Origin of the sequence: Parabacteroides sp. 20_3 (genome assembly GCF_964238835.1) — a bacterium.
GTDB lineage: Bacteria > Bacteroidota > Bacteroidia > Bacteroidales > Tannerellaceae > Parabacteroides > Parabacteroides distasonis.
This window is the reverse complement of record NZ_CAXSNO010000010.1, coordinates 37479-59009: the sequence shown is the minus strand read 5'-3', so window position 1 is coordinate 59009 and position 21531 is coordinate 37479. Positions and strand designations below refer to the sequence as shown.

Below are 21531 nucleotides of genomic sequence, written 5' to 3'. Positions count from 1 at the left end.
ACTGAAAGTTTATGTGAAGCAGTCCGCTTATTATCATTGTAATATTAATTCTTTCTTTTATTGTCTTGTATCCTTTTAATATATCGTAGATGATGTTCTTTCTCACTAATTGTCGAGAACCGATCCTTTATTTTCTTTGCAGGGACACCTCCCCAAATTTCACAGTCCGGAATGTCTTGTGTCACTACAGCTCCAGCCGCTATTACCACCCCTTTGCCGATAGTGATACCGCCCACGATTGTAGCACTATGCCCTATCCATACATCATCTTCAACAATCGTTATGCCATTGTACCCTCTTGAACTATTCCAGATAAGTTCACCCACAGTATCAAACTGATGATCATTTCTTCCGACAAAACAAACACGTCCGGCTATCAAGATATTATTTTTAAATACGACATCAGAAGCGATATTGCAATATTCTCCAAACTGGACGTTATGACCAATACTTATTTTCATGCCTCTGGCAAAAGTAGTGTGAGCCATAACTCTCACGAAACCATTGTATTTCACCCATGGATATTTCAAATGAAATAAATACCATGTTCGAACAATGTTCATTATGTAGCGTATGGCAAACGTTGTCATACCTGCCCCTTTCGGCATGTTATGATAATCTATTTTCACTTGTTTCGATTAATATTATAAAAAGCAGATATATAATTGTCAAAAGAGCATGGCATCAAGTTTGCCCTAGATAAAGGCTTATTGGAATATTTCCGACAGGCTTGCCTTATTATGTAAATGAATTCTGTTTCATTCATGGGATCAAATAACATTCCATTGCCTTTGGTCACAAAATCCGTGGCACCGATATACTTGCTTGCCACCACGGGACATCCGTAAACCAAAGACTCATTAATAACAGCGCCAAAGGGTTCATACCTACTCGGCAGAATAAAAAAATTGGCTATTTCATACCATGCATACAAACCGACATCGGTATGAAATCCGGCAAAAACCACTTTGTCTTTCAGCCCAAGTCGCTTTGCTTGTTGTTGCAAGCTTTCTGATAGTTCCCCCTCACCTACAATGACCAATCTATAATTTACGATTTGTGCTTTTGCAAACGCATTTAACAGCAAATCCAACCCTTTTGCTTTTACTAACCTACCTGTGTAAAGAATAACAGAAGTCCCTGCCAAACCATATTGTTGAATGTATTTTTGAAGGATAGGTTGAAACTGTGAGCGATAAGCCAACAATGTTTGAGGATTCTGTATATTAGGACATACCTCTATCCGCAATCGGGGGAATCTTCTTTGATACCATTGCTTCACAGCATCACCATAGACTATAATCCCATTGCTGTGGGTCAATACATAGCTCCTGGATTTAGCCTTCAATCCGGAAGATATTTCGGCCATTTTCAAGTTGTCAGATGTTGTCAGATAATAGTTGTAGTGAAATAGCCCCATTTGCTTATACAAGGCTACCAAAATACTTGTATAGGAATACTCATGGGAGAAAATGACATCGGGATCTATTTTTTTGATTAAATTGAAAATTCCCAGACGTACAGGCCTATTTCCAATCCTGAATCCTTTAGTCAAGAAAAGGACCTTAATATTCTCCAGTTTTTCCAGCAATTCTTTCCTGTTATAGGTGAATCCCTCACTGTCAGCATCCGTAAATGCGATGGTCATGTCATAATATTTACCCATCTCATTAAACACATCAATCCTCCATGGAGATAGGTACTGGTAAAAGACTAATGCTTTCAACTTATTCATCTTCCTATACAGTAATAATCAAAGCCCAAATGTTGAAGTTCTTCTGCGTCATAAATGTTCCGCCCATCAATGATGACCGGATTGTTCATCAATTTCAGTAATAGGCTCCAATTGGGTAGCCGGAACTGTTTCCACTCAGTCTGTATCAATAAAGCATCCACTTCCAAGACAGTATCATACATGTCTGCGGCATATTCCACACCCCCGCCCATACGACGACGGCATTCCTCCATTGCCACAGGATCATACACCCGTACTTTGCATCCTTCCCTCAGCAACCGATCAATAGTGACCAATGAAGTCGCCTCACGCATATCGTCTGTTTCCGGTTTGAAGGCAAGTCCCCAAACAGCAATCTTTTTCCCTTGCAAAGCCCCTTTATAATGCTTGAACAATTTATTGAAAAGTACACTCTTTTGCTTTTCATTCACAGACTCCACCGCATTTAGCACCTTCATTTCATATCCATGCTTCTCTGCGGTCTTTATCAAAGCTTTAACATCCTTCGGGAAACACGAACCGCCATAACCGCAACCCGGGTAAAGGAACTTGCTTCCGATACGGCTGTCCGAACCTATTCCCTTTCGCACCATATTCACATCAGCTCCCACCAATTCGCATAAATTGGCAATATCGTTCATGAAGCTGATACGGGTAGCCAGCATAGAGTTTGCTGCGTATTTTATCATTTCCGCACTGGGTATATCGGTAAATATTACCCGGAAATTGTTCAGCAGGAAAGGACGGTAAAGTTTACTCATCAACTCCTTGGCTCTTTTCGATTCCACTCCTACCACAACCCTGTCTGGCGACATGAAATCTCTGATGGCTGCTCCTTCTTTTAGAAATTCAGGATTGGAAGCTACATCAAAGGGAACATTCACACATCGTTTATCAAGCTCTGCCTGAATAACAGCCTTCACTTTTTGGGCAGTCCCTATAGGAACTGTTGATTTGGTGACAAGCAGGGTATATTTCTGAATATTCTCACCAAATTGTTTTGCCACTGCCAATACATATCGTAAATCGGCACTTCCGTCTTCATCGGGAGGTGTCCCCACGGCACAGAACACAATGTCCACATCATTCAAGACAGACGTTAGATGGGTCGTAAAGCTCAACCTTCCTTCACGAAAATTGCGCATCACCATTTCATCCAATCCGGGTTCGTAAATAGGAATCCGACCGTTCTGTAAGTTTTCTATTTTTTCTCGATTCACGTCCACGCAAGTGACATGAACACCCATTTCCGCAAAGCAGGTGCCAGAAACCAATCCGACATAACCTGTACCAACAATTGCTATATTCATAACTATCTTTTAACGTCTTTTCCTGCATGTCGCATATACCTGTGAAAAGAATCCTATGATTGTTTTTCTCAATCCCACAAGTCTCATCGTGAATATAAGCGGATGCTGAATTTTGTTCTCAAACTTCTTTAATTGTATATCTTCCATATTTAATATGACAGGAAGAGCCACTTTCAAGAAAGGGATACCATGATGTGTTGATCTAAATGGCAGTAAATGGATTCCCTTTGTGTCTCCCAAATATGACCGCTGCTCGATGTCCCATCTGGATTGATTGGAAAAGAAATAATAAATATTCATCATAGGCATAATAAATGGGACAATATCAAAATACTTCCTATAAGGACCATCCTTTAATCTAAAGATTAGCGGATTTGTCTTTTCATTACTCTTTGTTAATAGGGATGTCAATTCTACTTGAGGATTGAAAGCAAATACCCTTTCGACTTTGAGGATGGAACCATACAAAATGGCCGCATAACCACCTGCTGAACTGCCAGACATGATAGTACGGTATCCATCGGTTTCATTTTTCAGAAATTCGATTAGTCTTTCCGGAGAATCAATGCTTTGGTTGATACCGGACAAATACCACTGCTTGAATACATCACGAACAAAAATATGTTTATACGCTTTTTCTATCCTTAAATTATACCATTCAAAGAAGTTTTTCTCTACAATCCTTTTCCTGAAAATATCTTCAACGTTTGGATAATATAGATCATTGCTGCAAAAATAGACAGCACAATACGTTTTATCCTTACATTGTTCATTATACTCAATCAGATAGTTGTGTTGGGTATCATACACATTACGTACAATATCCGAATCTGTTTGAAAAACAAACATGGATTTATTTATTGTTTCCATAATTGCGGAAATAAAACTCTTATATGAATTGTAATAAAATGCTTGACGGCTGTCACAAATCCGATGTGCCTTTTTTCAAAAAGGAAAAAAGGTATCGGTTCTGCATACCCTAAGGGGGAATAAAGATTTTTTATCCGCCTAATGAACGGGATCTCTTTTCTTGCCCATGCAGGCAACTTTGGATTGCTCTCGCAAATGCCTAGATATCCAGTAGCAACATAATTCTTAAAGCCGGCTTTCCGTACCCTATATCCATAATCAATATCTCCAATGGCATGACGATAAGTCCAATCAAGATTGCCAACCTTTTTAAAAACACATTGTGGTATCAAAACGCAATTTCCATTAAACTTTTCACATTCCTGCAACTTTCCATTAGGAGTTATTTTTTGCGAACCATCATATCCGCTATACGTAGTAACGCCTTTTTCCCTTAACCTCATTGGTGCTACTATTACGGCCTGATGATTGCATTTTGCAGAATTATCTAACAAAGTAAACAACGCACCGTCAAATAAATAGCTATCATCATTCAACCATAGATAAAAATTATAATCTTGTTTGGCAGCTTCTTCCCATGCCCTATACATTCCTCTGTTCCAAAATAAGTTACCATCACCTTTGATAATATGAACTTTCGGGAATTGCCTTTTAATCGCTTCCGGTGTTCCGTCCGTACAACCGTCATCGGTTAGATAAATATCGAGGCGCAAATAATTTGGCAATACTTGTTTATAAAGATTTTCCAAACATCTCAATGTTTTATTCTTCCTGTCATGAACTGTCAGTAATACGGCTATGTTTGCCTCTATCTGTTCCATTTTAAGATCCTTGATATAACTTGAATATTTGCCTTACGTTTGTTGGCAGAAAAAACTTTCTCATAACCATTTCATATCCGTTCTTGATTATCATTTCCTTTTCACCGCTGTTTGTCCTTAGCTTTTTGATTGCTTTTACGATCTCAGTCGATTGCTCTGGTATCAATAAAGAGCACAACTGTTCTTTATTGAAATCCCGCAATCCGGGAACATCATATAATATTGCCGGAATTTTGCAAGCCAAGGCTTCTATAGTAGTTAAGGAGATGCCTTCATAGTGTGAAGTCATAAGATATACATCAGAAACAATAAGGAATTTTCTCACCTCTTTTTGATTTCCCATAAAACGAATTTTGTTCTCAACTCCAAGTTTTCTTGCCAAAGTTTTTTCTTCTTCGGTAGTATCTCCTTGTCCAAGGTGAAGATACATTAGATTATTTTTTTCTTTTAGCAAATCGGGAAGTGCTTTGATAATGTCATGATGCCGTTTATTAACACTACAACCTCCTACGGAAATTATAACAAAACTATCTTTTGAGATGCCAAGTTCTTTTCTAACAGCTTGCTTCTCTGCCTTATCAGCCGGAAAGAATCGTTTATTCCCAAACCAATTATAGATTTTTATCGTGTCATTATGATAATATAAACGTTCATTATCGTACACACTATCTGATATCGTTTGGAATTTACAACTCAACAAATTCTTTGCACTCCATCTTAACCATATATGGTAAAGGTATGAAATAGGTCTGGACTTAAAGCAACTATGAAAAGTGTAGACAGAACGTATTCCCGCCAGACATGCAACCAAAGCCATATCCCATTTCATATTCGATGCATGGGTATGAATGACATCTATTCCTTCTTTTTTCACCAACCGGACTATTTGTTGGCAATAACTCCATCTGGTAATCAATCCACTCGGACAAGGTAGATGATATACTTTGTAACCTGCATCTTTAAACATGTCGGCATATTTACCCAACCTTTCTGCCGAATTTATAACATACAATTCACACCCAAGGCTTCTAAATTCATCGGCTGCATCAACATACATGATCTCAGCCCCAGAAAATTTCAATTCGTATAAAACATGCAATATTTTCATCGCTTATAGAATTACAACTTTTTAGTTACTTTGTGGATCAACAATTATTCAATAAATATACTACAGCTTCATTTCATCATTCATAAAAGAAAAAATCTGATTCAGCTAACCACATTTCAGTCATCTTACTTTTTTTGAAGAAAGCTCTGATTTCCATCTCTTTCTGTGCGGAAAAAACACGCTGATCCCCTAATCGAACCACTTTACCAGGACTACCTGCTATAAGTATTCCATCATCATGGTAACCTAAAAAACTCTTATTCACAAAACTCCTACTTGCCACAATGGTATTGTCGGGAAGTTGAGTACCCCGCATAAGGGTAGTAGAATTTCCAATCCAGTTCCTATTCCCCACTTCGATAATTCCCACACAATCCTTTACCAAGCCGTCTTTCTGAAGTATATAATGAAAGTTCGTATCACAACAAACACAATCGAAAGCGAACTGGCTATACGCTCGAATAAATATCCGATTGTTACATAAGATTTTACATCCACCTGAAAAACAGACATTTTCTCCCAGTTGCAATATTCCATCATTGATGCGCAAAGTACAGCCTGAAGAGAATTGAACGTCACCTTCTAGTACCATCGTACCATTTATCATAAACAATAATGAGGGAGCTGGGGTTGGATAAAAATATTCATGATTCTTGGCAAACTTGACTATTCCAAAACGAGGAGAACAGAGAAGCTTTACCGAAGAATTACTTATGATTAATTGCGTTTTCCCATAAATGACAATCGGCAAATGAATAGCTTGCTTGAAAGGAAGCAACTTAAAGTTTACAACCAATGTCTTCCATACATGAAAATGATATTTTCTGTATGTCTTCATGATTAATCGAAGTAAAGCATACATAAATCACCAATAACAATTGTTTTCTACTTTATCGCTATGTACCGTACGATATGCGTCTGGACTAACCCATGCAGGATTAGAAAAATATTTCAAATAGCAATCTTCTGGAAGCCCCACATCAAGTGCAATTTGTGGATTTTTCCAACGAATACCCTTGATACCAAACATCAATTGCAAGCCACCGCCAAAATGAACGGCTTGTTTGCCTATTTTTTTCACATGTGCAGCCAAAGGAAATCCATAAGCTCCGCATCCTATCAGACAGATATCAAAATCCGCTTTTCCTATTTCCCGCTTCATCCATTCCAGTGCGTCAAACCAATCTTTGAAACCTTGGTTGTCGCCACCCAGACTTTGTACAGCCTTTACTGTCCTTAGCTCAAAGTCCGGCAAAACATCTTTATTGTCAAACAAATCAGAACGACGGGCGTATTGCGCTTCGATCAGTTCGGCAAACGGATGAATCACAACAACCTTCTTCCCTTTCAATACTCTTGACCAAGGTCGAGATGTTACGAATGGATCAAAGAAAGATAAGGGTATAAATAATGGATTGCACATATAAGGTCGGAGAATATGTAATCCTCTCTGTACGGTCTCAAAAGACCCACATATATCCAGCAAAGAAGCGTCTTGAAGCATCATTTCGCAAAACCGGGAAAGATGCTCAATGTCAGGAGGGAAGAATCCACTCCAATTTTGCATTTGGTTCATGACGTTCTTGTTCCACCACCAATCAGAGACATCACCTCTCAGATATTTTTTTAGAAGAGGTTTTCCTTGGCGAATGCTTAAGTAATTGAGAATGCAAGCCATTTCCGTAGCTCCGAAGCGTGCAATCATGCAAGGCCTCTTGGAATCAAGTAAAGTATAGATTGCATCCGAAGCTTTCAGAGGATCGGTTTCTTCAACTATGACGGCTGATTTCTGAAATCCAGTCATCTTGCCATAAATTTTACGCAAGCTCCTCCATAGCACTGTTTCTATGTACGTCATTTGTTTACCAATTTAAATATTGTGGATTAATTTTATTCAAATCACATTTATCACCCCATGTAGGATACCTTCTTAACCTCCAGCGAACTTTCGTCAGGTTTATGTAAAGAATAGCGACTCTTGGATAATGCGCTATCAAGCTGAGCTCAAAAGGATAAAACAACTTTTTGACATCAAAGGAAAGACGTTGTATAAAACGGAGCAACGCTTCGTTATCTTTAAGAGAAAGTCTCCTTTTAAAGTCATGAAACAAAAAATACCTAAGATAAATATTCAAAGATTCATTCCCTTTTTCACTTACCCGCAAGCTATCTTCCATACCGATATTGTAATACATCAATTTGGATTCTTCAGCTTGAGGCGTATTGGGGTTTTGAGTCGTTTGACCTGGCACATCCCCCCTATACTTATTTAAAGGAATACCACAATAAAAAACTGGCGCTATCAAAGCAACAGCTTGTATAAGAAGATAATCTTCGTGATAAATCATGTGTGGAATATACCTATGCGTCCGATTAAATACGCTTTTCTTTAAGACAGTTCCGCTTGTCTGCCCAAACAGAGAAACATTATGAAACAGATTAATTTCTCCTTGATAATTCTCAAATCCTTTTGGTATACAATAAATAGAGCGAGAAGCACCTTGAGCGATAAATGCACATAGAAACAATCCGCATCGGGGGTTGTTTTGAATATGTTTGGTCATGATTTTCAGATAATCGGGATGCCATTCGTCATCGCCATCAAGCAAGGCTACATATTCACAGCGAGCTTCTTCTACCCCCCTATTCCGAGCGACACTTACGCCTTGATTTTCTTGATGAAATATCCGTATCCGGTTGTCGTGAAAATGTTGCTGGATTATCCCCACTCCATTGTCAGTCGATCCGTCATCGACTATAATGACTTCAAAATCCTGATACTCCTGTTTGAAAACCGCATTCAAAGTATGCACAATCGTATGCGCTTTGTTGTACAAAGGAATGACAATAGAAATCATATTACTTTTATAATTTTGTTATTAATATACTTCGATCCGCGATTTAGCATGAATGCCGTTACTATGGATAGTGTATAACATACTATTATCAATGTACCTCCATAAGAATAATAGTTTTTCGATAAATAAATAAAAATACCATGTACAAGATATAATTCATAGGAAATTCCTCCTAAAAATTTAAGACTAGTCAAGTTTACAATTCCTAATACCTGAATCACCCATACCATCACTATGGGCAATGTGACGTTTAATGCGATGAGAGAAGCGATTTTCATTCCATCAGAGACAAATCTGAGATAAATGAATATAAAAACCAACAAAAACAATATTGATCCAACAAAAAATGAGATCAGTTTTTTCCGCACAAACGATTGAACACCCTGGCTCATACAGGCATATTCTATACCAATATTAAAGGACAAGACGGACGTATACCACCAATAACCCCAGCCCAACAATAAAATGCAAGCGATATAGGCAAAAGAGCCAATCCACATCCAATTCAACGCTTTTCTACCTTGCACTCCGCATATGGAAAAAACGGCATGAAAAAAGATGTATAAAATGAAAAGTGCATACATATACCATGAATTGGGCAAAGGAGGGTTGCCTAAAGTCATTTCGTAGCAAATATTCCATGCAGACAGATGTTCAAAACACATCCTTATACAGATAAAAATACAGGTCGCAATGAGTAAAGGCGGTAACAGTTTCAAAAACCTTTTTTTATAGAATGAGTCCAAGTAAATTTTCCCTTTCTTATGTAAAGAAGCCATCAAACCATATCCGCTTATGAAAAAGAACATGGATACGGCCCCTCCTCCGAAAAAGGTAAACTGACTGACAAGCATACGAAAAGACGGCGATAAGCCCGGAAAAGAAGTGACACCGGACAAATGATGCAAAACGATTAACAAAACCAATATGCCCCGCAGGGAAAGGGTTCGGTCTACATTGAACGGACTGAACAATATCTGTGTTTCATTCCACCGATGTCTGAAAACAGTTAATCCCGCAAGAATCACCAATGCAATATAACAAATGCAATATAAGTACATGAGTTTATTTATCTGTCACAGGTAATCGAAAATACTTCTATACACGATGTCGTTAGAAGAAGCCAACCAAATAGATGGTGTGCTGAAAAAGCGGAAAGCAAAGCACAGCGGAACAGTTATCAAATAATAGTCACATAAACTCCCCTTTGCCGTAAAGAAATAGGGAACCACTAACGGCATGAAAAAGAAACGGATGATGAAATAACGGGTCTGCATGAGCGGCATCGAGGTCATGAGCAGGCACATGGAAATCAAAATCAAGAACAAGTTGTTAATATAAAGTTCGCACTTTCGCCGTTCGCTATCAAAGAAAAACGCTTTGACATAAAGAATAACCGTAACCGCCAAGAACGGATATACCGCCGAAGGCTGTATAATATCTTTCAATGCATATGCATTTGAAGCGGTAGCTAACCGCTGGAATGCATAAAAGCTACTGGAGGAAAATATGGACAGGTTGGTAAACAGGATGTAAAGTAATCCAAATCCCAAGACGATGTAGATGTAAAAGCGAAAAGAAGCTTTCTTTCCTAAACGAATAAACAAGAATGGAATAAAAAAACCTGTCATAGTATGCGTGAAAAAAGAGATAACCAGCAAAGGATAAAGAATACGTCCGTTGGTGCATCTTTCAATAATGGCATACAGCATCATTGACATGGCGAACTGCTGGCGCAGCAAATTATTGCAGATGCCATTCACTTCTGTCACAAAAGCAAATAGGCACAAAGAAGCAACAAGGAAACGGGGGTCAGCTTGAATATAGTTCCAAAATTTATAAATGGCAGCAAATGTGAACATATAGGTCAAAGCAACAATGAAATTCGCATAAGAAAGGAAATCTCCGTCAAACAGATAATAGCCTATCAGATTAAATGCCTGCCAGACATATTCCTTTGTCGTGAAAAAAAGATAAGTGAGTGTGTCGGTTATTGCCGCATTATGAAAATTATAATAATAGTTCCCCGCCCAGTCACTCGGCTCTCCTAAATGGAATGACCGTGTAGACTGCAAACACCACATGAACAAGGTAAGAATAATGACCAAGTAGAATGCCATTGATTTTTCTTTTGAAACAAAAACAAAAAACAATGTTGACAGTACCCCCAAAAAAGGGTTAAGCAAAAAAATCAGAGCCAATGCTGCCTGAATTTTCCAAACTGCTTTATTGTCGGTTATTTTTATCTGACAGTCCATCAATGATACCTCCCAATAGTTCATGATTCCTTTTTATTTGTCTTTATCAAAATAAATAGGCTATACAAGATTCTCCTTTCTTCCTTTTGGCAGCAGATGCAATAGAATGAGACTGCAAATATTAACATGGTCAATGTCACCGAGAAGACCAAGGAAGATATGGAATTTACAGCAATCGCCATCATACACGGATATGCAATGACCAATGTGAGCAGGACGGATGCGGATACAGGTAGTATCGCTTTAAGGATAAAATAGCGAGCCGGTATGTTACAATCAGTTCTTGCGCAATACAAAGCTATGGAATAAGTCATTATCGCACCAAAAAGCAATGCGATTATATACATGAAATAAGGTTGAAAACCCATATGGAAAACTATATATATAAGAGGTAGCTGAATGATATTGGTAAAACTGCTTAATATCTTAAAACGCCTGATACGACCAGTGGCTTCTATTGCCCTTGGAACGGTTACACACAAAATGTCGACAAAGGTCTTCAACAACTGAAAACGGATAAACACCACAGTCCACTCTGGAACTTCTTTTAGCCATATTTTTAAGATGTAGGGTGCCTCCAGAAATACAGGAATCGCAATTATCGAAAATAGTGCAGATGAGAATTTGGATCCATAAATTACAGATTTCAAAAACAGATTCCCATCATGGGCACCTGCACTCTTTCCAATTACCGGATTCAAAGCTTTAGTCATACCCGATGATAAAGCTTGTAGCTGCCCGTTCAGTTGAGTCGTGATACCCTGTGCCGCATTCAGAAGCGTTCCAAAAAAGTGGTTCAAAAGAACGCTTTGTCCCTGTATACTAATGATTACAATCATTGTATTCAACAGATTCCATCCGAAAAAACTTGCCATTTCTTTCATCGTATCCCGATCGAAATAATGTTGTATGGACAAGGTACATTCAGCATAATGTTTATGGCAATATAATAGCATGATAGAAAAAGTGATAAACGGAATACATGCCATCAATACCCCATAAACTATCAGCCTGTCATGCGATGCATATACACAGGCAAATGCCACAAACAGTTTTAAGACAGATTCCAGAATACCTACAAAAGCATAATAGCGCATATTCTCACGGGAATTAAGTACCGCATCGTATGGAACAGTCATGACCGTAAACATCGTACTAGCCACTAATCCCCCATAAACTATTTGGGCGGCATGAGCTCTTTCCATGGGTATGTTCAGAATCCCGTTAAAAAAAATATATCCATTGATTATCAATGCTATTCCCGCAACAATTGCCACAATGAAATGTAACAGGATACTAACATTGAATATTACCGTTTTCTTCTCATAGTTTCCGGAACCTTCGGTGTAGGACATAAAGCGTTGTGTGGCACTTGCCATGGATATATTTAGGAATCCCAACATCGCAATGGTGCCCCCAACGATATTAAATACGCCAAAATCCGAAGCCCCCAACGCCTGAAGAATGATACGGGTGGTGTACAAAGAGATGAACATAGTGATGCCCATCCTAACATACAGATAACCGGTATTCCTAATTACACGTGCGACCGTTGTCGACATAGTATCTATTACTTTCCTGTTATATATTCAAAACCTTTATCTGATCGTATTGCCAGTCATTGCAACGAACCTCATCTACAAAGCGCTATGGTATGCAATAATCAATTCTCATCTGTATAGTAATTATAAGAATGATATCCATATTTATAACCATAGTGTCCACCCCCCATGTCAGTCCCGTTAAGAACAAGCGACATGTTTTTATATGTATTTTTACGATAGATTTTTTCCAGTTCCGGCAACATGGCGCGATCCAGAAAACCTGCCCGAACTATAAAAATAGTGTAGTCGGCATATTGTCCAATGATCTGAGAATCCGCCATGATGTTGACAGGGGGACAATCAATGAAAATATAATCGTACCGAGTACGCACCTCCGCCAGCAGTTGTCCAAAACGGGCGTTGAGAAGTAATTCGGTCGGGTTCGGCGGAATGGTACCTACCGGAAGGACATGTAGATTATCGGACAAAAACCGTTTCCCATTCTCATCAGTGTATTCTGAGTCAGCATCCAGTTCTATTTTCGAAATGAAAAGTTTCTCGATGTCATTGAATTCACCAGCCAGATAATCACTCAACCCTTTTTTGTGAAAGTGAATAAACTTGGATATGGCATTCCTACGCAAATCGCCATCAATAATCAAGACTTTACTTCCTTTGACAGCCAGACTAATTGCGGTATTTATTGTAAGAAATGTTTTTCCAGAACCTTGAACGAAAGAAGTCAGTATAATTATTCTTGATTTTTGTTCCTTATTCACAATAAATTCCAGATTAGTCCGCAATACACGGAAAGCCTCATTCATGATGTCGCGTTTTCCATTCTCAACAAGTATGGCTGGAGAGTCCCAATCTGTTTTCTTTCCGTGAAAGTAATTTTTTCTTCTCTTTTTGGAATTCCACTGCGGAATTTCTCCGAGGAACGGTAAGGAAAGTTCCACCACATCCTTTTTATCACGTACTTTCGTATCTAAACTCTTCTTGATGAGAAGAATGGTTGCTGGTATCAATAAAGAGAGGACAAATGCGAACAGAACAATTTTTCTCTTTTGTGGCTCTACAGGAATATCATTTCCATAAGGAGGTGTTATGACACGTGTATTGTTGGTGATGAATGCCTGTGCCAGTTCGTTTTCCTCCCGCTTTTGAAGTAAAAACAGGTAGAGAGATTCCTTCACTTTCTGTTGCCGTTCAATAGATAGCAGGAACTTAGCTTGGCTTGGATTTGCCGCAAGATGTGCCGTAACCTGACTTTTGTCTTTTTGAAGGCTTCCTATCTGCATCTCAAGTTTGTGGTATTGGTTATCTATGGAAGCGATGATGGCTTTACGTAATTCAGCCAGAACTTCGTCCATATCCATAACCAGCGGATTCACTGTGCTACTATTGGCCATCAATCCATTACGTTGCAGTAATTTCCCATTATATTCCGATATTTGATTTTCGATACTCATATTCTCAATGCCGGAGTTGACAGGTAACAATTTCTCCTTGTTGGCATTGTCCAACAGATAATTCCGAACATAGCGAGTCATATATAATTGGTTGTTCAACGATAAGAGTTGTGCGTCAGCAGCACTGTTCTGTGATATGTATAAGTCAGAAGCTGCCTGTACATCCGGAAGCAAGTTCTCACTTTTATAAGAAGATATGTTTTCATCCACGCTTCCCAACTCACGTTCTATTATATTAATACGCTCGTTGATAAACATGGAGGTGGCCACCATTATCTGATTTTTGTCTTTCATCCAATTCTCGTTATAAACAGCTACTAACATGTTGAGTATTTCTTCTATTCTAGATATGCTGGTATCTTTGAAAATCAATTCCACAATAGAGCTTTTTTCATTGTACTGCGTGACGGTAAGTTTGTTGTTGAAATTTCTTATCGTAGATAACAGGGGATCTATCGTAACATGCAGGACATATTCGTTATCGGCCGTATATATGGGCGTAGGCTCAATGAGCAATCGTCCCAATGGAGATGCTATCGTATCAGAAAGAGTGGCACTGATGTCGGAAGGAAGTGAAATCGCATCCCCTTTCCAGATAAAATCTGATAACTTAACTTTGTTGCCTTGGAGGTGCATAGTAAACTCTCCGGACTCGTTACCCTGCCAATCGGGCATGGATACCAAGACGGGTAAGAAAGGACCATATAGTTCCTTACCATGAAACCTTCCCGGAATGGCATAATGAATGTATAGATTCAACCGCTTCACAACTTCGGTCATAATGGAAGGAGATTGCAGGGCAACTATTTCGTCCAAGACATTCGATTTAGGCTGGATGATACCTAAATCTTCAAAAGATTCGAAATTCGAGGGAAGCGATTTGCCTTGCATGTCACTTTGAATTTGTATCGTCATGGTACGACTAAAAACAGATGGGGATCTTAGTACATATACTACTCCCATACTAGTAATCAACAATATGGAAACCACAAACCATTTCCAATTTAAGATACAAAGAGAAATAAAATCTTTTATTCTAATAAAGTCTATTCTATCTTCTTTAGGAATTTCCATAAAATACGAATTATAAAAAGATTGATATTAATGAGGCAATAAGTGAGGTCACAGAAATCCAGAAAGATGTACTCCGAATCGTATTGCCATTGACCGTGGATTGATTGGCACGGACATTACCCGGTTCCACATAAACAATGTCATTCTGTTGCAAATAGTAAGCTGGGGATGAAAACAGATCCTCTGCGGAACATAAATTTACGCTATAAGAATACCGTGTGCCGCCATTCTCTCGTAATACAAATACTTTGTCCCGTTTGCCATAGATGGTCAAGTCTCCGGCCATACCGATAGCATCAAGCAGTGTGACCTTGTCCCGGTCTATGCTATAGCGCCCCGGCGTTTTCACTTCACCCAGAACCGAGATGCAAAGATTGGCGAACTCGACTGTTACCACAGGGTCTTTTAACAATTCGCGGGAAATCAACTCCTTTTTTATCAATGAGGCGATTTCTTTCCTTGTTTTTCCGTTTACATTTATTGCCCCCAATACCGGAAATTCTATATACCCCTCCAAATCAACCGTATATGAAAGAATACCGGAATTATTACTTGTCGTGCCAATAGCTTTAGCCGTGATTGCCAAATTGAATAATTCAGCCAACTGAGGTTCCCTGCTGTTTATCAGAATCGTTATCTTATCGCCGGGGAGCACTTTGATATAGTGGGGAGAGAGTGAAGTGAAAAGTTCACTCTCTCCGGGTTTCAAATCTTGAAAATAGGCTATTCTTTTACTTGAAGAACAAGAAGCTAAAAAGCACAAGAATGTCAATACAAGCAGGTACTTGTCTAATTTCCGGTAAAATACTTTCATAAAATCAATTGGGTTAAGGATTATCATTCCTTTTCGTTAGTTTCATTATCGTTTTCTCTGAAGAAACAGTTGTTATTATATACTCCCGTTTTTCGTTTTCGTTCGATTTCCCTTAGTAGCAATTCTGGCAGAGTAAATAGAATCATTCCACACCGCTTCAATTGCTTCTTGGGTTCTCTGAATATTCTGTACACGAACTCCAAGTGCCATTTGATGATCCACTTTGGAGCACGCCTTGCTTCCACGCCACTATAGAATTTAAAAACAGCCCCAACCGCAATCATGACCCCTCGTTTCAAATGGGGCTTTAATCTATCCATAAAATATTCTTGTTTAGGAGCTCCCAAAGCTATCCAAATAATATCAGCCTCGTCAGTTTCTATTTCTTTGGCTATGTTGGCATAATCAAATTCCTCTACCGACATATAAGGAAGTTCCAAGAAGGTCATATCAGCCACATCCGGGTTTTCTTTTGACAAATTGCTCTGCAACCCTCTCAATATGGCTCGTGATGTTCCCAAGAAGATCATCCTGTACTTCCTGCTATGAATGATGTCCATAAAGATTTGGCTTCCGCAATATTGCTCATAACGCTTTCCGTAAATCCAATGGATATACAACGGGACGTAACTGCTGTCACAAATGGAGAACATCCCACCATTGACTGTTCTCAGATAGTCAGACTTCCTGTTCGCTGTGCCCAACACTACACCATCTACTACACAGATATAGTCAGAACCTAATTTTTCCAGCTGCCGTGCTATAGAAGTATGAACCCGTTGTTTGTCAAACTCGTAGTGGATATTAAAGAATGTATTCATAATAACATAATGAATAGGTTTATTGTACAATCAATAAGTAAACTTAATCAGTCAGAAGAAATTATTTTTTTAATATTTCCTCATAATGCCTTACTAACTTTTTTGCTTTTGCTTCCCATGTTAGCTCTTGTCTCTTTTCTAACATTCTGGTTGATATGTCATTCAAGACAGCTCGGTTTTGATATAATAGTGAAAGTTCATGAGCAAAATCTTGAACTGATTTATAAGGATTAGATAATTCAACTGTAATACCTGCAAAATCTTTTACTATAGGACCAAAACCGCAAGTGTTAAAACACAGTATCGGCAATCCTACCGTTATGGCTTCAAGCACCACCGTGGATGTAGCTTCCATGATTGAAGTAAAAAACATCAAATCAGATGAAGCCATCATCTTCAGAATTTTATCATGAGACACATTCCCATGCCAGTGGCATTTCGAGGCTATTCCACAAATTTCGGCCATACGTTTCATTTCATTCACGGCATCATCGTTCCCTGTACCACAAATATGCAGTTCCACATTCCGCTGATTCATGGCTGTTATTGATTTAATCGCTATTGGAAGTTGTTTGCGAAAGTCAAATTTTCCTATCCATATAATTTTAAAAGGCTCGTCAGATTTACTTGTTTTTCTCCGAAAAGTAGAATTGGAGTCAATTCCAGTTTCATTGATTAGTAAACTGTTTTTCTGATAGTGATTCGATAGGATATCACTGACACTTTTTACAGCGGAAATTAATATATCCGCTTTTTGAATGGCTGCATGAACCCTTGACGAATATAAGTATTGATATTGGTTAATTATATTTTTAAGATAATTAAACAACCTCTGCTTCATTGGAACTCCTAGCAGATATTCCATTGGCATCAATTCCATCCCTCCGATGGGTCCCCAAACAAAAGGAACTTCTTTGATCTTCCACAAATAACCTGGTTCACGAAATCCAATCATATTCAGTTGATGAAGAATATCTATTCGGTTATTTTTTATAATTTGTTTCGCTATTTTCAACGTTTGTTTTTGCCAGTTCCGATAATACCAGTAAAACCTCCAGTCACCTTGGTTCCAACACATCTTTCTCACTTTAGTGGGAAGTGGATTGTAATAAAAATGAAGATGATCCTTTTGAGAAAGTGACATCATAGCCTCCTCTATGTTATCCCGAAATTCACCCTCAGTTATCACATACACATTGCAGTATCTGGCGATGTTGACAACCCAATTCCACCCCATTCCTTGTTCGCTGCCCCAATAAGGATTGACAGCATAGGCATTTACAAGAACATTTATCATTTTCGTTTAGTGCTCAAATTAGAGTATACACCAATGTATAGGCACTTTTATAGTACCTATCTAGTGTTATGTTAAAAATTAAACGTCAGATAATCCCAAGTCTACTTATCTTGTAACTTCACTGTACTGATTATACTATGATTGAGCCCTAATTTGACTACCAACCACTCATCTCACACTCAGCCAATCTTTGTGCATGACTCAGTGACAAACTTCTTATACCTTTATATATAGATATGTATTCCACCTCCGGATCTTCTTCTCCAAAGATAGAACGTAGATTGGCGATAGTTACCAGCATATCTTTTGCCGCACCCTCCAGTTGAAACCAATTTAAAGTTCCGGGGGGATCGAAAACTTGGGAAACATTATAATAATCATTAAGAGACATGGAGATATTTTGGGCATCATCCCAACCCTGTGTCGATTCGCAATAGTTACCTCCAATTTCCAAATCACTCTCTTCAACCTTAACTAGTACAGCATTACTTGCCGAAGCCAACTGCATGATTTGACGAATCAAATCCTCATTATCTGTTTGGAACCGGATCTGTATGGTTACATCCGCAGTTCGAGAAGGACTATTGGCTCGCTGCCGGGTAAGACAGGCTTGTCGTAACCGAGCTTCCTCTGTTTTACGCTCAGCCTTTACATCACAATCGTCCAGCATTTTCCGCACATGGAAGGTCACGGAATGGGGCTTGGCTGTTTTTTCCATACAAGTGAAAGGCAGTAAAACCGTAATAAATTTTTCACTAACGGCCTTGACCGCATCTATGTCACACGACACGTACATCGCCCGAATGGCTTTTATCGCTAAATCGGCATTATGATTACATGTCTCCAACAATTTTATATATTTCTTCGCTTTCTCCATACCGTGGAAATGCCATGCCAACTCCAACACATTGTCCGGTTCTTCGGGATAATGACGGTGAAGTGATTTTTTATATTCTTCTTTATTCATTGTATATTATATGGAGAGAATTACCCCTTGATTGTTTTTGAAGTGTTTAGATATTTTTTGCAGATATTCCACGCTTTGTCACAAACTATATAGTTTCGCAATATCATCCGGATGTAAAAGCAATGAACAGTTTTCACCTAAAACTCTTTTTTAATATGAACAACACGAATTTCCGAATCCGCCCGTACTCCAAAAGGGAGTTGGCGAGGCTCTATTTTCCGGATACGGTCAACGAGGAATCTGCCATCGCAAACCTCCGCAACTTAATGAAGCATAACCCCCACCTGATCGCCGAATTGAAAGGAGCGTACTATAAGACTTATAACAAGACGTTTACACCTAGGCAAATAGGCATCATCGTACAGTATCTCGGTGAACCGTAAGCGGGGACTGAAGCCATTAGTTATTCACTTCCCGAGCCGCTAGTTATTCACTAGGTATAGCCGTTAGTTATTCACTTGACAAGCCATTAGTTATTCACTTCGGAAATGCCTTAAACGAAACAACCGGAATGAAACCGAAAGCATCGGAAAGTAAGGTTTTCGACTTCCTTACTTTTGTATCAGTCAATGACATTGATAAAAATAACAGAGTATTCACTATTAAAATTTTAACATTATGGCACAGCCTTTTTATGCTAGAAAAATCGATTTGAACATTGGCCCTCGTAAGGGAGAAACTGTTTACAGTGCTCAAGCTTATTATTATGGTACAATCACTACCAAGCAGGTGGCTACCCAGATCGCACAAGAGTCGGCCTTGACACCAGCCGACGTGATCGGGGTCATCGAACGTCTCGCTTATTTCTGCCAAACCCACATGGCGCTTGGTTACAAGATCAAGCTGGACGGATTGGGCATCTTCTACAACGAGTTGCTCACCGAGAAAAGCGTAAGCACACCCAAGGAGGTGACAGCCAAGCTGGTGAAAAGTATCCGACCGGCGTTTAACGCCGAGTATACGATCCTTAACGGGACGTTCCGTTATGCGCTCCTGCCCGAGAAAACCAATTTGGTGAGAATCGACTTTAAGGGTGGGGTACCTATCGTAACTCCCGAGGAAGGGGATTCCGAAAGCCCCGGTGAGATCTGATTTTCATAAACTATACATTATTTACCTCAAAATTTGAACAGACATGAGCAAATCAAGTAAAATCGATTGGAAGAAAATAGTCCAAGCTATCGTACAGGCTATTATCGCAGCCTTAACGGCATTAGGTGTATCTTCCTGTGTTTCTCACTTCTAAATTCTAGTGACAATGACGCAAGAAACATTTCCCATGATTGTCGGCGGAGAAGAGACGCTCAACGAGCGTACCCTGCTGACGCAAGTGGAAAGCGGATTAATGATGAATGGGGCGGACTCTGTCCGCTTCATCGTCATACATTGTTCCGCTACCCAAAGTGACCGTGACTATACGGTGGAACAGCTTCTCCGTGACCATAAGGTACGGGGATTCCGTACCATCGGCTATCATTTCTATATCCGCAGGAGTGGAATCGTGACACAGCATCGCCGACTGCTGGAAGTAGGTGCCCATGTCCGTGGACTCAATCGTTGCAGCATAGGTATTTGTTATGAAGGCGGATTGGATGAAAGCGGCAAAACCGCCGATACCCGTACCCCGGAACAGAAGGAGCAATTGAGGGAACTCCTGTGGAAACTCCACACGCTCTTTCCTCATGCGCTTATCGTGGGGCATCGTGACTTGCCCGGCGTAAAGAAAGCTTGTCCCTGCTTCTCGTGCGATGAATATCGTTACTTGTTCCATTAACTATCCCGGGAAATGTGTCGCTATGATGCCTTGCAACATTCGAGAGACATTTCCCGATATTCTTTTCTTCATAACACTTTCTTTCCAAAGCTTAAGGCTATGAATATCAGTTCCACAGAGTTGATAATAGCCGTTTTTCAGTAGCCACTCCTCCTTACCTCGAACCTCCGGACCATATGCACCAATCAAGGAAAGGAGATTCAATTGGAACCTCACGTTCATACCTTTCAATCGCCAATAATCTTTCTCATTCATATAGGTATATCGTTCGGGATGCGCCAGTACAGGTATATAGCCTTTTGCCTTGATCCGAAGCAGAATATTATTTAATCCCATCGGAGGATTAAAATAGGAAGTCTCCACTAGCAAATGTTTTTGAGCCTTGCCAATCGGCAACAAGTCTTCCGAGGCCAGTCGCTCCTCAAATAAGTTATCCAACATGTATTCCGCAGCTAAATGGAGAGCTATACCTCCGGAATAATATTGAAGAAGAAGCTGGAAACGTTCTCTCAATTTCTCGCTCGTGTTGGGAATGTCTTCCATGACATGGGGAGTAAGCCAAATAGATTTAACTCCTAGTTTCTCCAAACAATCCAACGTATCCAAAGATTCACCCAACGTCTGTATACCATCATCCACCCCGGGTAATATATGTGAATGGTAATCAGTAAATCCCTCCAAAATACCGCTTCCCACAAGACTGGTCTGCTTTTTGAAAAACCACATCCTATTTATTCCTCTTTCGTATATCCAGCGTAGCCGTAATGGTAGCCATATTTGTAGCCATAACGGTTACGAATAATGAGAA

The 21531-nt window shown here is 39.3% G+C and carries 22 protein-coding genes; 4 read left to right on the top strand and 18 right to left on the bottom strand.

Annotated features, from left to right (window positions below; translation table 11 throughout):
• Positions 1–44 precede the first annotated feature (44 nt).
• From ACESPU_RS19000 to ACESPU_RS18920, 17 genes are all read right to left on the bottom strand, one after another.
• The gene (locus ACESPU_RS19000; RefSeq protein WP_009018610.1) at positions 45–629 is read right to left on the bottom strand and encodes a DapH/DapD/GlmU-related protein; all 585 of its coding nucleotides are present in this window, start codon (positions 627–629) and stop codon (positions 45–47) included.
• The gene (locus tag ACESPU_RS18995; RefSeq protein WP_227154292.1) at positions 626–1735 is read right to left on the bottom strand and encodes a glycosyltransferase; all 1110 of its coding nucleotides are present in this window, start codon (positions 1733–1735) and stop codon (positions 626–628) included. Before ACESPU_RS18995 ends, ACESPU_RS19000 begins: the two co-directional genes overlap by 4 nt.
• Entirely contained in the window at positions 1732–3045 is a 1314-nt protein-coding gene (locus ACESPU_RS18990; protein WP_195284096.1) for a UDP-glucose/GDP-mannose dehydrogenase family protein, read from the bottom strand. Before ACESPU_RS18990 ends, ACESPU_RS18995 begins: the two co-directional genes overlap by 4 nt.
• A gap of 9 nt (positions 3046–3054) precedes the next feature.
• Complete coding sequence (locus ACESPU_RS18985) at positions 3055–3915, bottom strand: hypothetical protein (protein ID WP_227154289.1); 861 nt, start codon at positions 3913–3915, stop codon at positions 3055–3057.
• Positions 3903–4736 carry a glycosyltransferase family 2 protein gene (locus ACESPU_RS18980; RefSeq protein ID WP_005865542.1) on the bottom strand — a complete coding sequence of 278 codons (834 nt, stop codon included), beginning with the start codon at positions 4734–4736 and terminating at the stop codon, positions 3903–3905. Before ACESPU_RS18980 ends, ACESPU_RS18985 begins: the two co-directional genes overlap by 13 nt.
• A 1-nt stretch (position 4737) precedes the next feature.
• Positions 4738–5844, bottom strand: coding sequence for a glycosyltransferase family 4 protein (locus tag ACESPU_RS18975; RefSeq protein WP_005865540.1), 1107 nt, complete (start codon positions 5842–5844; stop codon positions 4738–4740).
• Between the two features lie 76 nt (positions 5845–5920).
• Positions 5921–6682, bottom strand: a complete 762-nt coding sequence (locus tag ACESPU_RS18970; RefSeq protein WP_227154287.1) for a hypothetical protein — start codon at positions 6680–6682, stop codon at positions 5921–5923.
• Between the two features lie 27 nt (positions 6683–6709).
• On the bottom strand, positions 6710–7648 hold the full coding sequence (locus ACESPU_RS18965) for a hypothetical protein (protein ID WP_227154285.1): 939 nt from the start codon (positions 7646–7648) through the stop codon (positions 6710–6712).
• Positions 7649–7706: 58 nt separating this feature from the next.
• Positions 7707–8702, bottom strand: a complete 996-nt coding sequence (locus ACESPU_RS18960) for a glycosyltransferase family 2 protein (RefSeq protein WP_005865534.1) — start codon at positions 8700–8702, stop codon at positions 7707–7709.
• Positions 8699–9763: an acyltransferase gene (locus ACESPU_RS18955; RefSeq protein ID WP_057326796.1), complete on the bottom strand. Its 1065-nt coding sequence runs from the start codon at positions 9761–9763 to the stop codon at positions 8699–8701. The genes ACESPU_RS18960 and ACESPU_RS18955 overlap by 4 nt, the downstream gene beginning before the upstream one ends.
• 15 nt (positions 9764–9778) lie before the next feature.
• The gene (locus tag ACESPU_RS18950; RefSeq protein WP_048928345.1) at positions 9779–10984 is read right to left on the bottom strand and encodes an EpsG family protein; all 1206 of its coding nucleotides are present in this window, start codon (positions 10982–10984) and stop codon (positions 9779–9781) included.
• On the bottom strand, positions 10981–12468 hold the full coding sequence (locus ACESPU_RS18945; RefSeq protein ID WP_229036870.1) for an MATE family efflux transporter: 1488 nt from the start codon (positions 12466–12468) through the stop codon (positions 10981–10983). The genes ACESPU_RS18950 and ACESPU_RS18945 overlap by 4 nt, the downstream gene beginning before the upstream one ends.
• A gap of 155 nt (positions 12469–12623) precedes the next feature.
• Positions 12624–15050 (bottom strand): tyrosine-protein kinase family protein, encoded by a 2427-nt coding sequence (locus ACESPU_RS18940; RefSeq protein WP_009018606.1) that lies wholly within the window; start codon positions 15048–15050, stop codon positions 12624–12626.
• Positions 15051–15060: 10 nt separating this feature from the next.
• Positions 15061–15864, bottom strand: coding sequence for a polysaccharide biosynthesis/export family protein (locus tag ACESPU_RS18935; RefSeq protein WP_195284099.1), 804 nt, complete (start codon positions 15862–15864; stop codon positions 15061–15063).
• 23 nt (positions 15865–15887) lie between these two features.
• Positions 15888–16685 (bottom strand): WecB/TagA/CpsF family glycosyltransferase, encoded by a 798-nt coding sequence (locus ACESPU_RS18930; protein ID WP_005865522.1) that lies wholly within the window; start codon positions 16683–16685, stop codon positions 15888–15890.
• A gap of 61 nt (positions 16686–16746) precedes the next feature.
• Positions 16747–17982, bottom strand: coding sequence for a glycosyltransferase family 4 protein (locus ACESPU_RS18925; RefSeq protein WP_005865520.1), 1236 nt, complete (start codon positions 17980–17982; stop codon positions 16747–16749).
• A 157-nt stretch (positions 17983–18139) separates the two neighbouring features.
• Complete coding sequence (locus ACESPU_RS18920; RefSeq protein ID WP_005865518.1) at positions 18140–18949, bottom strand: hypothetical protein; 810 nt, start codon at positions 18947–18949, stop codon at positions 18140–18142.
• Between the two features lie 122 nt (positions 18950–19071).
• Here ACESPU_RS18920 and ACESPU_RS18915 point away from each other — a divergent pair, with 122 nt between their 5' ends.
• The 4 genes from ACESPU_RS18915 (at position 19072) to ACESPU_RS18900 (ending at position 20723) form a co-directional block, all read left to right on the top strand.
• On the top strand, positions 19072–19332 hold the full coding sequence (locus ACESPU_RS18915) for a DUF4248 domain-containing protein (RefSeq protein WP_009018605.1): 261 nt from the start codon (positions 19072–19074) through the stop codon (positions 19330–19332).
• A 235-nt stretch (positions 19333–19567) separates the two neighbouring features.
• On the top strand, positions 19568–20041 hold the full coding sequence (locus ACESPU_RS18910; protein WP_005865514.1) for an HU family DNA-binding protein: 474 nt from the start codon (positions 19568–19570) through the stop codon (positions 20039–20041).
• 43 nt (positions 20042–20084) lie between these two features.
• A complete protein-coding gene (locus ACESPU_RS18905; protein WP_005865512.1) occupies positions 20085–20195 on the top strand; it encodes a smalltalk protein in 111 nt (36 codons plus the stop codon).
• Positions 20196–20207: 12 nt separating this feature from the next.
• On the top strand, positions 20208–20723 hold the full coding sequence (locus ACESPU_RS18900; RefSeq protein WP_005865510.1) for an N-acetylmuramoyl-L-alanine amidase: 516 nt from the start codon (positions 20208–20210) through the stop codon (positions 20721–20723).
• On the opposite strand, the gene ACESPU_RS18895 is transcribed toward ACESPU_RS18900, so the two are convergent.
• Complete coding sequence (locus ACESPU_RS18895; protein WP_005865508.1) at positions 20724–21449, bottom strand: tyrosine-protein phosphatase; 726 nt, start codon at positions 21447–21449, stop codon at positions 20724–20726.
• Positions 21450–21531 lie beyond the last annotated feature (82 nt).